The 12,304-nt window shown below is 68.1% G+C and carries 12 protein-coding genes; 3 read left to right on the top strand and 9 right to left on the bottom strand.

Annotation, left to right across the window (positions count from 1 at the left end):
* Positions 1-17 precede the first annotated feature (17 nt).
* The 3 genes from A5787_RS25165 to A5787_RS25155 are packed head-to-tail and all read left to right on the top strand — an operon-like array spanning position 18 to position 2,634.
* The gene (locus A5787_RS25165; protein ID WP_066972139.1) at positions 18-1,106 is read left to right on the top strand and encodes a type III polyketide synthase; all 1,089 of its coding nucleotides are present in this window, start codon (positions 18-20) and stop codon (positions 1,104-1,106) included.
* A gap of 14 nt (positions 1,107-1,120) precedes the next feature.
* A complete protein-coding gene (locus A5787_RS25160) occupies positions 1,121-1,624 on the top strand; it encodes an isoprenylcysteine carboxyl methyltransferase family protein (RefSeq protein WP_066972138.1) in 504 nt (167 codons plus the stop codon).
* A complete protein-coding gene (locus A5787_RS25155) occupies positions 1,621-2,634 on the top strand; it encodes an NAD(P)/FAD-dependent oxidoreductase (RefSeq protein ID WP_066972136.1) in 1,014 nt (337 codons plus the stop codon). The genes A5787_RS25160 and A5787_RS25155 overlap by 4 nt, the downstream gene beginning before the upstream one ends.
* Here A5787_RS25155 and A5787_RS25150 read toward each other — a convergent pair.
* From A5787_RS25150 to A5787_RS25110, 9 genes are all read right to left on the bottom strand, one after another.
* Entirely contained in the window at positions 2,631-3,434 is an 804-nt protein-coding gene (locus A5787_RS25150; protein ID WP_082977445.1) for a crotonase/enoyl-CoA hydratase family protein, read from the bottom strand. The genes A5787_RS25155 and A5787_RS25150 overlap by 4 nt on opposite strands.
* Entirely contained in the window at positions 3,431-4,576 is a 1,146-nt protein-coding gene (locus A5787_RS25145) for a thiolase family protein (protein ID WP_066972134.1), read from the bottom strand. The genes A5787_RS25150 and A5787_RS25145 overlap by 4 nt, the downstream gene beginning before the upstream one ends.
* A 179-nt stretch (positions 4,577-4,755) precedes the next feature.
* Positions 4,756-6,240, bottom strand: a complete 1,485-nt coding sequence (locus A5787_RS25140; RefSeq protein ID WP_066972132.1) for an aldehyde dehydrogenase family protein — start codon at positions 6,238-6,240, stop codon at positions 4,756-4,758.
* A 90-nt stretch (positions 6,241-6,330) separates the two neighbouring features.
* A complete protein-coding gene (locus A5787_RS25135; protein ID WP_066972130.1) occupies positions 6,331-7,548 on the bottom strand; it encodes a cytochrome P450 in 1,218 nt (405 codons plus the stop codon).
* 10 nt (positions 7,549-7,558) lie between these two features.
* The gene (locus A5787_RS25130) at positions 7,559-8,530 is read right to left on the bottom strand and encodes an SDR family oxidoreductase (RefSeq protein ID WP_066972128.1); all 972 of its coding nucleotides are present in this window, start codon (positions 8,528-8,530) and stop codon (positions 7,559-7,561) included.
* Positions 8,523-9,674 (bottom strand): spirocyclase AveC family protein, encoded by a 1,152-nt coding sequence (locus A5787_RS25125; RefSeq protein WP_066972126.1) that lies wholly within the window; start codon positions 9,672-9,674, stop codon positions 8,523-8,525. The genes A5787_RS25130 and A5787_RS25125 overlap by 8 nt, the downstream gene beginning before the upstream one ends.
* A gap of 3 nt (positions 9,675-9,677) precedes the next feature.
* Complete coding sequence (locus A5787_RS25120) at positions 9,678-10,796, bottom strand: ABC transporter substrate-binding protein (protein ID WP_066972181.1); 1,119 nt, start codon at positions 10,794-10,796, stop codon at positions 9,678-9,680.
* A 66-nt stretch (positions 10,797-10,862) separates the two neighbouring features.
* On the bottom strand, positions 10,863-11,705 hold the full coding sequence (locus tag A5787_RS25115) for a CbbQ/NirQ/NorQ/GpvN family protein (RefSeq protein WP_066972124.1): 843 nt from the start codon (positions 11,703-11,705) through the stop codon (positions 10,863-10,865).
* 28 nt (positions 11,706-11,733) lie between these two features.
* On the bottom strand, positions 11,734-12,304 hold a 571-nt coding region (locus A5787_RS25110; RefSeq protein WP_156764128.1), incomplete at its 5' end, for a VWA domain-containing protein.

Below are 12,304 nucleotides of genomic sequence, written 5' to 3'. Positions count from 1 at the left end.
CGCACCGTGACCCCCACATGGAGGAGATCACCGGGGGCGCTTCTGCGCGCGTGCGTATCAGGAAATCAACAGGGGACCCGTCCGTCGCGGGCGTTGCCGTGACATTCCCGCCCAACCGCTACACGCAGGACGAAACCATCGGGGCGCTGACCGACTTCGCCGGTCCGGAGTTCCGGCGTTTTGCGCTCAGCAGCGGGGTGGAGTTCAGGAACATCGCGTTGCCGCTGTGGAGGTACGGCAAGCTGAGCGGCTTCACCGAGGCGAACGACGCCTACCTCGAAATCGCCCTCGACCTGGCGGAGGAGGCGATGCTCGCCGCGCTTGACCAGGCGAAGCTCGAGCCGTCGGAGGTCGATGCCGTCTTCTCGACGACGGTTACCGGGTTGTCCGTGCCGTCGCTGGAGGCGCGGCTGGCGACTCGGATCGGGCTACGCCCGGACGTCAAACGGATCCCGTTGTTCGGCCTGGGTTGCGTGGCCGGCGCCGCGGGCATGGCCCGTGTGCACGACTACCTGCGCGCGTTCCCCAACGAGGTGGCGGCGCTGCTGGCGGTCGAGCTGTGCTCGCTGACCGTTCAGCGGCAGGACAAGACGATTCCAAATCTGGTCGCTTCCAGTCTATTTGGCGATGGCGCCGGCGTCGTCATCGCGACCGGGGGCGACTGGACAGCGGCGGGGCCCCGGGTGCTGGCCACTCGCAGCCGGACCTACCCGGACACCGAGGACGTGCTGGGCTGGAACATCGGCAGCAACGGGTTCGAAATCGTCCTGTCCGCCGAGATCTCGACCATCGTCGAGAAATTTTTGGGCGACGACATCCGCGCGTTCCTGGCCGACCACGGGCTGACCACCGCGGACGTCTCCACGTGGCTGTTGCACGCCGCCGGCCCGAAGGTGATCGACGCGGTCGAAGCCGTGCTGCACCTACCGCCGGATGCGCTCGAGGTCACCAGAAACTCGTTGCGCAACAACGGAAACCTCTCGTCGGTTTCAGTCCTTGATATACTGCACGCCACCATGGCCGACCCACCGTCGCCGGGTTCGATCGGGCTGATGATCGCGATGGGACCGGGCTTCTCCGCCGAATTCGTCCTGCTGAGCTGGTAGGGCCGCATAGAGCTATGTATTACCTGCTGATCCTTGCGGTAGCCATCGAACGCGTGGCGGAGCTGGTGGTGTCCAAGCGCAACGCGCAATGGTCTTTCGCCCAGGGCGCCAAGGAATTTGGTCAGTCCCATTACCCGGTGATGGTCGTCCTGCACACCGCGCTGCTGCTCGGCTGCCTCATCGAGCCGTGGGCACTGCACCGGCCGTTCATTCCGTGGCTGGGCTGGCCGATGCTGGCCATCGCGGCGCTGAGCCAGGTGTTGCGCTGGTGGTGCATCACGACGCTGGGGCAACGGTGGAACACCCGGGTGATCGTGCTGCCGAATGCGCCGCTGGTGCGCGAGGGCCCCTATCGCTGGCTGCACCATCCCAACTACGTAGCGGTGGTGGCCGAGGGGTTCGCGCTGCCGCTGGTGCACACGGCGTGGCTGACCGCGGCCATCTTCACGCTGGCCAACGCGATGCTGCTCGGCGTGCGCCTGCACGTGGAGAACTCGGCCCTGGGCTACACGTCATGACTTACGACACCGATCTGCTGATCGTCGGCGGTGGCCCCGGGGGCCTGGCGACGGCGTTACACGCTCGGCGGCTTGGGCTTTCGGTGATCGTGGCCGAACCGCGGGAGGGCCCCATCGACAAGGCGTGCGGTGAGGGGCTGATGCCCGGCGGTCTGGCCGAGCTGACGTCGCTCGGGGTGGACCCGGCCGGCGTGCCCTTTCGCGGGATCGCCTATGTGAGCGAGCACCGCCGGGCCGAGGCGCTGTTTCGCGGTGGGCCGGGCCGGGGCGTGCGGCGCACCACGCTGCACGCGGCGCTGGAGGCGCGCGCCAAAGAACAAGACACCGAATGGATTCGGGCGCGGGTGACGAGCGTCGAGCAGGACGCACACGGCGTGACGGCTGCGGGCGTGCGGGCGAAATGGTTGGTGGGCGCCGACGGGCTGCACTCGTCCGTGCGGCGCGCCGTCGGCATCAAGGCCACGGCCGGAACACCGCGCCGCCATGGCGTGCGGTGGCACTTCAAGGTGCCGGCATGGTCCGAGTTCGTCGAGGTGCACTGGTCCCGCTGGGGCGAGGCATACGTGACGCCGGTGGAACCCGACCTGGTCGGCGTGGCGATCCTGTCCGGCGGGCGGCCCGACCTGGCCTGGTTCCCGTGGCTGGCCGAGCACCTGGCGGGCGCCGCCCGCGGGCAGGCCCGCGGCTGCGGCCCGCTGCGCCAGGTCGTCTCCCGCCGCGTGGCGGGGCGGGTGCTGCTGGTCGGCGACGCGGCCGGCTACGAGGACGCGCTGACCGGCGAGGGCATCAGCCTCGCGGTCAAGCAGGCCGCGGCGGCGGTCGACGCCATCGTCAACGACGCGCCGTCGTCATACGAGGCGGCGTGGCACCGGGTCACCCGCAACTACCGGCTACTGACCCGGGCGGTGGTGCTGGCCAGCGCGCCGGTGCTGGCGCGCCGCGCCATCGTGCCGGCGGCCGCGGCGCTACCCGCCGTGTTCGGGCGGGCAGTGAACATCCTCGCGCACTAGCGCGCCTGCCAGACCGGTTTCCGCTTCTCGGCGAACGCCAGGGGCCCCTCCTTGGCGTCCTCGGACCTGATCAGGGAACGCATTTCGCGCACGGTGCGCTCCCAGCCCGGCTCGTCGCCCACGATGACGCCGTCGTCGACGCCGTAGGCGATGCGCTTGCTGGCCTGCACCGAGAGCGGCGCGTTGACCGTCACCCGGGCGGCCAGGGCAAGGGCGGCGTCGAGCACCTCCCCCGGGCTGACGACCTGGTTGATCAGGCCCCATCCGAGGGCGTCGGACGCGGTGATCGGCTCGCCGGTCAACAGCAGCTCCATCGCCACCTTGCGGGGCAGGTGGTCCACGATCCGGAAGACGCCGCCGGCTGCGGCGATCAGCCCCCGCTTGACCTCCGGCAACCCGAATTTGGCCCGTTCGTCGGCGACCACCAGGTCGCTGGCCAGCGCGAGCTCGGTGCCGCCACCCAGCGCGGTGCCGTTGACCGCGGCGATCGTGGGTTTGTCGATGAAGTGGTGCACGTAGCCGGCGAAGCCCCACTCGCCGTGATCCGGGTGATACAGGTTCTCCCGGCGCGAGATCGCCTTGAGGTCGGCGCCGGCGCAAAACGACTTGTCGCCGGCGCCGGTGATGACCACCGCCCGCACGCCCGGGTCATGCTGCGCCTGCTCCAGCGCGTCCCCGACGGCGATGCTGACGGCGGCGTTGACCGCGTTGCGGGCCTCCGGCCGGTTGATGGTAACGACCATCACGTTGCCGCGAAGCTCGACGAGCGCCCCGGGCTGGCCGTCGTCCCCTTGGCTCACAGGAGTTCGACGATGGTGGCGTTGGCCTGGCCACCGCCCTCGCACATCGTCTGCAGGCCGTAGCGGATTCCCTTGTCGCGCATGTGGTAGAGCAGCGTGGTCATCAACCGCGCACCCGAGCCGCCGAGCGGGTGGCCCAGCGCGATGGCGCCGCCGTTGGGGTTGAGCTTCTTCTCATCGGCCCCGATGTCTTTCAGCCACGCCAGCGGGACGGGCGCGAACGCCTCGTTGACCTCGTAGGCCCCGATGTCGCCGATGGAGAGGCCAGACTTCTTGAGCGCCTTCTGCGTCGCCGGGATGGGCGCCGTCAGCATGATCACCGGGTCGGCGCCGGCCAGTACCGCGGTGTGCACCTTGGCGATCGGCGTGAGGCCCAGTTCCTTGGCCTTCTCGGCCGACATGAACAAAAGTGCGGCCGAACCGTCGGTGATCTGCGAGGAGTTGCCGGCATGGATCACCCCGTCCTCCTTGAACGCCGGCTTCAGCGATGCCATCTTTTCCATCGGGGTGCCGCGGCGGATGCCCTCATCCTTGAGGACGACGTTGCCATCCTGGTCCTTGATGCCGACGATCTGGTCGTCGAACGCGCCGGAATCCTGTGCCGCGGCGGCCTTTTCGTGTGATCCCAGCGAGAACTCGTCGAGCGCGAGTCGGTCGAAGCCCCACTGCTCAGCGATCATTTCTGCACCGATGCCCTGGTTGGGCGTCTTGTGGTAGCGGTCCTTGAAAGCCTGCGGGTAGGGGTTGCCGCCGCCGGCCAGCGACGAACCCATCGGGGTGCGCGACATCGACTCGACACCGCCGGCGACGACGACGTCGTAGTGGCCCGCGACCACACCCGCCGCGGCGAAGTGGATGGACTGCTGGCTCGACCCGCACTGGCGGTCGACGGTCACGCCGGGCACGGTCTCGGGCCAGCCGGCGGCCAGCAGCGCGGTGCGGCCGATGTCGAGGGCCTGCTCACCGGCCTGCATGACACAGCCCCAGATGACGTCGTCGACGATTCCCGGGTCGATACCGGCCTTGTCGACCAGCCCGTTGAGGACCTGCGCGGACAGGTCGGCCGGGTGCACCCCGGCCAGTCCGCCGTTGCGCTTCCCGAGCGGTGAGCGGACGGCCTCGACGATGACGGCTTCAGCCATGGTGGTGTCTCCTTTGACGTGGGGGTCTTGCGTCGATTGTCGACCAAGGGGTTGGACGGGCGAAGGTCGGGGTCCCACCTGTAGCGAGAGCGGACCATCACGCGATCCGCGAATGCGGTAACGCATCTGATACCGCAGTAGAAAGGCGCTGATTGGTCGGCCGGCCGCGGCGCGAACCCCTAGCCGGCCGGGTACCCGACCGACTTGATCTCGGTGTACTGGTCGAAACCGGCGATGCCGTTCTGGCGACCGACCCCGCTGTACTTGTAGCCGCCGAAGGGGGTGTCGGCGCCGTACGGTGCGCCGCCGTTGACGCCCATGAAGCCCGCCCGGATCCGGCGGGCCACCGCCAGCGAGTGCTCCAGCGAGCCCGACATCACGTTGCCGGCCAATCCGTACTTGCTGTCGTTGGCGATCCGGATCGCGTCCTCCTCGTCGTCGAACGGGACGACGGCCAGCACCGGCCCGAAGATCTCCTCCTGGGCGATCGTCATGGAGTTGTCCACGTCAACGAAAAGCGTTGGCCGGACGAAGAATCCCTTGTCGAAGCCGGTGGGCGCGTCCGGGCCGCCGACCAGCGCGGTGGCGCCCTCCTCGACGCCCTTGCGGATGTAGCCCATCACGCGGTTGCGCTGCACCTCCGAGATCACCGGGCCGCACAGCGTGCCGGGGTCCTGCGGGTCACCGCACGTGACGTTCTCGTAGATGCTCTTGAGGATCGCCACGCCCTCGTCGTAACGGGACCGCGGCAGCAGCATCCGGGTGGGGTTGGCGCAGCCCTGCCCGGCGTGCATGCACGGCGCGATGCCGATCGCGCAGGCCATCCCGAAGTCGGCGTCTTCCAGCACGATGGTCGCCGACTTGCCGCCGAGTTCGAGAAACAGCCGCTTCATGGTGGCGGCGCCCTTTTCCATGATCCGCTGGCCGACCACGGTGGAGCCGGTGAACGAAATGAGGTCGACCTTCGGCGACAGCGTGAGTTCCTCGCCGACAAAGTGATCCGATGCGGTGACGACGTTGACGACACCCGCGGGGATGTCGGTCTTTTCGGCGATCAGCCGGCCCAGGCGGGTCGCGTTGAACGGCGTGTTGGGCGCCGGCTTGAGCACCACGGTGTTGCCGGTGCCCAGCGCCTGGCCGAGCTTGTTGAGGGTGACCTCGAACGGGAAGTTCCACGGCACGATCGCGCCGACCACGCCCACCGGTTCCCGCCATACCTTGCGGGTGGTCAGCGTCCCGGTCAGGCTGATCACCTTGTCGCCGAGGTCGGTTTCCCAGGCGTACTCGTCGATCAGCCGGGCGGGGTACTTCAGTCCGTCTTCCAGGGGGGCGTCCAGCTGCGGGCCGAAGGTGATCGCCCGGGGGGAGCCGACCTCGAGGATGAGTTCCTCGCGCAGCTCCTCCTTCTCGGATTCGATGGCCTCGTGCAGCTGCAGCAGGCAGCGCTTGCGCAATTCCTTGTTGGTCGACCAGTCGGACTCGTCGAAGGCGCGCCGGGCGGCGTCGATGGCCCGCTGCATGTCCTCCTTCGACGCGTCCGCGACCTCGCCGAGCGGCTCCTCGGTCGCCGGGTTGATGTTGGTGAAGGTGCCGGCCTGACCGTCGACGAGCTTGCCGTCGATCATCATCTTGGGCTCGAAGCGGACCTTTACAGCCTCGGTCATGTTTGTCACTCTCTTCTCAATCGTTGAGGGGCTACGGAGAGCCTTACCGGAAAGTAGCCGATTGGCAAGGTGCAAACGCTGCGGTGCTGGCTACCGGGGGTCGAACAGCACCGGCAGCGAGGTCGGCGACCGGAAGACCTGCCCGCGGATGTGCGGGTCGTCCCCGTCGGGATCCAGCCGCAGATTGGGGAGCCGGTCGAGCAGCAGGTTGATGGCCGTGCGCATCTCCAGCCGCGCCAGGTGCATGCCGAGGCAGACGTGCACGCCATGGCCCCAGGCGAGATTCGGCCGCTGCTGCCGGTGGATGTTGAACGTGTCCGGGTCGGGGTAGCGATCTTCCTGCCGGTTCGCCGAGCCCAGCATCGGCATCACCGTCGCGCCGGCCGGGATCGCCACCCCGCCGAGTTCGGTGTCGCGCGTCGCGACCCGGGTGATGGTCAGCAGCGGAGGTTCCCACCGCACGCCCTCCTCGATCGCCTGCGGCAGCAGCGAGCGGTCGGCGTGGATGGCGTCCAACTGCGCCGGATCCGACAACAGCCCGAAGAGCAGGCTGCCCAGCGCGCGGTAGGTGGTCTCCACGCCGGCGGGTAGCAGCAGTCGCAGGAACGAGAAGATCTCCTCGTCGGCCAGCCTTTCCCCGTCGATCTCGGCCGCACCGAGCGCGCTGATCAGGTCGTCTTTGGGCTCGACGCGGCGGGCCTCGAGTATCGGGGCGAAGTAGTCGCACAGGGCAGCCGAGGCCGCAAGCCCGCGCTGCGGGTTCATCAGCCAGCTCAGCAGCGAGATCGACCAGCGCTGGAACTGTGGGTAGTCCTTCTCCGGCAAGCCCAACAGGCCCGCGATGATCTGGCTCGGATAGTCGAAGGTGAACTCCTTCACCAGATCCGCCTTGCCGTTGGGGGCGAACTTGTCGATCAGGCCATTCGCCACCCGGCCCACCAACTCGTCCTGCCAGCGCGCCAATGTCTTCTGCGAGAACGCCTTTGAGACCAACGAACGCAGCCGGCCGTGGATCGGCTCGTCCATGCCGAGCATCACGCCTTCACCCAGCACCGGGCCGAACGCGGCGACGACGGCCGCAGACGAGAATGTCTCGTTATCGCGCAACATCTGTTGGATATCCTCGTGGCGATACACGATGAACATCGGCAGGGATTCCTCGTGTGGAAGCGCTCCCGATGTCTCGAGCCGCTGCACCGGCTCCTCACGGCGAATCCGCGCCAGTTCGGTGTACGGGTCACGCACGTCACCGGATATCGCGTCGTCGAACACGCCGAAGTCTTCCAGGTCGTCGAAAAGCTGTGCCATCGGTACTCCTTTAAGATCCTTGGCGTCGTGCGGCCAGGCGCTGCAGCACCGCCTGCGGAAGAACGCGCGCGGCGAGCACCATCGCTTTTTGGGCCGCCGTCAACGGCCACGCCCCGCCGCGCATCGAGCCCTGCCGCGGTATGCCGAGCATGATCCGCGACACGTGGTGCATGCCCGCCGCCGGGAGAATCCTGTTGGCGGCCAACAGCATCGCGGCGTCCGGGCCGACGCCGCGGCGACGGAACGGCTTCCGATCGTCCAGCGCCTTGAGCAGGCCGTCGGTGAACCGGTCGGGTGGTCGTGCCAGCTTCGTCGCGAAGCGCCCGCGTGTGTTCATGGTGGTGTGCAGCCGGGCGTAGGGGCCGTCGAAATTGCGATTGTCGGTGGTGCCCGCGTCGGTGATGATCTCGGTGTCATACATGCCGGCCACCAGGACGGTGACGCCGAGACCGAAGGGCGCGATCTCGCACGCCATCGATTCGCCCCACCGCTCCAGCGCTCCCTTGGCCGCCGAGTACGGCGCGGTGGCCGGCTGCCCGCGCACGCCGGCGGCGCTGGACACCAGAACGATTCGCCCTTCACCCGCCGCCCGCATCGAGGGCAGCAGAGCCTGGGTGAGCGCGACGGGGCCCAGGACGCTGGTGGCGAACATCCTCTGCCACAGCGCCATATCGGTCTCCTCCACGACACCCGCGGCCGAGATCCCCGCATTGTGCACCAGCGCGTAGGGCGCGCCCACGGCTTCCTCGATTGCCTTGGCCGCCGCGGAAATCGACGCGGCGTCCGTCAGGTCCAGCTGGACACCGATCAGTCGATCGTCGTCTTCGGGCGCCCCGGTCGCCTCGCGCAGCAACGCCATCGCCCGGTCGGGCGCGCGCATGGCCGCGACCACGCGCCACCCCTCCCGGTACAAGCGGACGGCCGAGGCGAAGCCCAGTCCGCGAGACGCACCGGTGATGACGACTGTGCGCGGGTCAGCCATTCTTGCCTGTTGAAGATGAAGTCGCACACGGGCCCTCACCCGGTGGCGGCGCGTCGACATGGGGCCGCCCGTTCGGCTCCCCGCTCGCCCAGGTCGACCAGATGCCGGCCGAGTACGGGCCCTGGGCACCGGCCTTCTCGTAATACCCTTGCGGGTCATAGACTTTGGCCCCGGGATACGGCCAGGGGCACGCCACCGATGTCGCGGCGTGGCTGACCTTGATGGCCCAGAACCACGCCCCGTAGGCGAAGTAGGACACGTTGATGATGGCGAACGTCACCAGGAACGTGCCGAGCACCGGCCGGCTCGGGAAGATCCTGGCTTTCGCGGCGAGCTTCTCCGCCACCGACTTTCCGGTGTCGTCGCGGTAACAGAGGATCGCGGCGGGCACCATCACGAAAGTCACGGAGAGCGATTCCCAGATCAGCGGGAACTGGAAAGTGGTGCCGGTGAACACCGAACCCCACGGAATCACCTGGGAGTAGATGTACATGCCGCAGTGGATCAACGTGTTCTCCAGCATGGCGTCCATGACGAACCCGATCACCAGGACTATCGCGCCCAGGCAGATCAGCGGGTGCCGCGACACGAAGGCCTCAGGCCCCTTGCGGGCCTGCAGCTTGCGCAGGATCCATATCCCTGGGAAGTACGGGCCGAAATAGAACATCACGTAACCGAAGACCACGAACGGTTCGACCGTCGGCGACAACGACACCAGCGGCCAGGATTCCGGCCAGTGCACGAGATCGGGGTTGTAGACCGCGAACGGTGACCAGTTCATGATCGGGTCCTGCCACACGATCAGCGTGGTGCACAGGAACATCAACATCACCGGACTACCCGGATTGCGGCGCCACCCCCTGATGAAGACGATCAACAGGACGATCAGCGCCACGACCGTCGCCCAGTCCAGGAATCCGATGTAGTCGAGCCCGAAGGTGAACTTGACCGGGCGGGGCCGGCCCCGCACGTTCAGGTTGGCGACGCGCGGATCGAGGGCGACGCGGCAGTTCGCGACGAAGAAGAGCGCGAAGGCCGCCAGGGCGGCGCCGGCGACCCAGCCGCCCCAGCCGCGCTTCTCGCGACGCTGCGCCGATGCCGGCTTGTCTTCTACGACAGGCGGTGTGGACTGTTCGGTCGACACGATTCAGCCTTCCTCGCCGAAGCGATCGACCAGATGCGAGTTGACGCCGTCGGCATCGAGACTCCGGGCCACCAGATAGCCGGCACCCATCCACGCCCGGCGCGTCCACTTGCCGAAGGACACCCGGGTGCCGGGCGCGCCCGAGGCGGCGGGCATCATCTTCACCCGCTCCAATGCCTCCTTGACGCCGCGCGGGCTGAGCGGGTGCGCGTCGGCAAACGCGCGCACGAGTGTGGCGGCAACGTCGCGGTTGACCACCGGCACGCAATATTCGGGACGGCTGCCGTCGTACTTCTCGGCATAGCGATCGAGGAAGTCCTGGCCGAGCCGATTCGCCTCGTCGTACTGATCAACCCCGATCCAGCCCATGAACGCCTTCCACATGATGGGGTTCACCCAGGCGTTCTGGAATGCCGTGGTGGTGAACCGCGGCGGGTCCCAATCGACGGCTTCCAGCGCGGGGTTGATGAACACGATCCCGAAGCCGAAGCCCAAGTGCACGATCGCTTCGGCCTTCGCGTCGTGCAGGGTGCGCACGGCCTCATTGATGTCCTGCGCGGTCTGCGCGATCGCCGCCTCCGCGACGATGCGAATCCCCTTGCGCCGGCATGCGCTTCGCAGGTTCCTCAGGTAGCTGTCGCCGATCAGGTTCTGCTCGACCAGGACCCCGATTTCGGTGAGCCCGCGTTTGGCGACCAGGTCGGCGATGAAGATCGGCTCGTCGGTCAACGATCCCTGCGGGAATGCGAACGTCCATTCACCGAGCCAGTCGTCGGTGCCGGTGACGCTGATCGCCGGGACCTTGAACCGGTCCTCGATCGCCTCGCGGGTGGGCACGCAGTTGTCGGTGATGTGCGGGCCGAACACCACCAGGCAGCCCTCGTCGACGAGCTCGCCGAAGGCATCGATCACCGCTTTGACCGATCCCTTGGGCAACCCCTCCACCTCGCGGTAGATCATTTGCACCGGGCGGTCGATCAGGCCTTCTTCGCGGGCTTCTTCGAAGATGAGGTCGAAGCAGCGCGTGAAACTCGCCAACAATTCCTCGGGGAATCCCGGTGGCAGCGCGAAGTCCATCAGGTAGCCGACCTTGATCGGTTCCGCGCTGCTTTCGTAGGACATTCCGACCTCCCGGGCCATAAACCTAATATTTGTTCAGACCCTAGCGGCGGCGGTATACAGCGTCAATCATTCGGCCGCCGCGCCGAGGTAGATCTCGATCAGCTCGCCGAGCGCTTTGCCCACCGCCGCGTCGTCGGTCAGCGGCCCCGCGATCGCGGCCCGAGCCGCCTCTTGCAGGGTCAGGCCCTCCGCCACCAGCCTGCCCGCCGCGATCAGCACGCGGGTCGACGCGACCTCGCGCAGCCCGGAAGTTTCCAGACGGCGGATGGCCTGTCCGAGACGCACCAGCTCGGCCGCGGTGGCCGCGTCGACGCGCGCCTCGTGCGCAACGATCCCCTCCTCGACATCGGCTGCGGGAAAACCGAATTCGATGGCAACCATCCGCTGGCGTGTCGAATCCTTCAAGTCCTTGAGCACGCTTTGATAGCCGGGGTTGTAGGACACCACCAGGGCGAACCCGGGCGCCGCGTCCAGCGTTACGCCGAGACGCTCGATGGGCAGCTGCCGCCGGTGGTCCGCGAGCGGGTGCAGCACCACGGTGGTGTCCTGGCGGGCCTCCACCACTTCGTCCAGGTAGCAGATCGCGCCCTCGCGCACCGCCCGCGTCAGCGGGCCGTCTACCCACACCGTCTCGTCGCCCCGCAGCAGGTACCGGCCGACGAGGTCGGCGGTGGTGAGGTCGTCATGGCACGCGACGGTGATCAGCGGCCGGCCCAGGTCGTAGGCCATCGCCTCGACGAAGCGGGTCTTGCCGCACCCCGTCGGCCCCTTCAACACGAGTGACAGGCCCTGGCGGTAGGCGGCCTTGAAGATGGCTTCCTCGTTGCCGATCGCCTGGTAGTAGGGCCGCACGCGGCCCGCCTCGGGGGTCACGCCATTCCGGTGAGCAACCCCGGACTCGTTGGCCATAGCTTCCTTTCCGACGTTCAGCAGGAGCCTATCCGGAACAGATGTTTGTTTCAACGACTGCCCACGGCGCGGAGGCACGCGGCCGGCGGCGCACCTCCGCCGAGCGCAGCGCGGACCGGAACAGCGGGCCGATGACGCCGGCGAGTTGATCCGGGCGCGCGATCGTGGCGTGCGCGGTGCTGCCGAATACTCTTCGCAGCGACTGCACGTCGGTTCCCGCGCCGACCGTCAGGCAGACACAGCCGGTCCCCCGGCGGCGGGCCTCGGTCAGGGCGCGGCGTGCGTCGGCGGCGCCGTAGGCCCGTTCGTAACCGTGGTCGTAGGCGAGCCCGTCGGACAGCACCACCAGCAGTCGCCGCGCCGTTCCCCCGCGCGCTTCCAAGACCGCGGCGCCGTGCCGGATGGCCGCGCCGAGGCGGGAGTACGCGCCCGGTTCCAGGCTGTTCAGCCGCCTCATCACGAGCGAGTCGAGGTGGTCGTCGAACCGTTTGACCGGGATCATGCTGACCGCCTGTCGGCCCTGCGAGTAGTAGGCGTACAGCGCAACCCGGTCGCCGAGGTCGTGCAGTGCGACGGCGAGGTTGGCGACCGCCGCGCGC

This window comes from Mycobacterium sp. 852002-50816_SCH5313054-b (genome assembly GCF_001667185.1).
GTDB lineage: Bacteria > Actinomycetota > Actinomycetes > Mycobacteriales > Mycobacteriaceae > Mycobacterium.
Note: the sequence above shows the minus strand (reverse complement) of the source record. Positions and strands in the feature narration are given on the sequence as shown.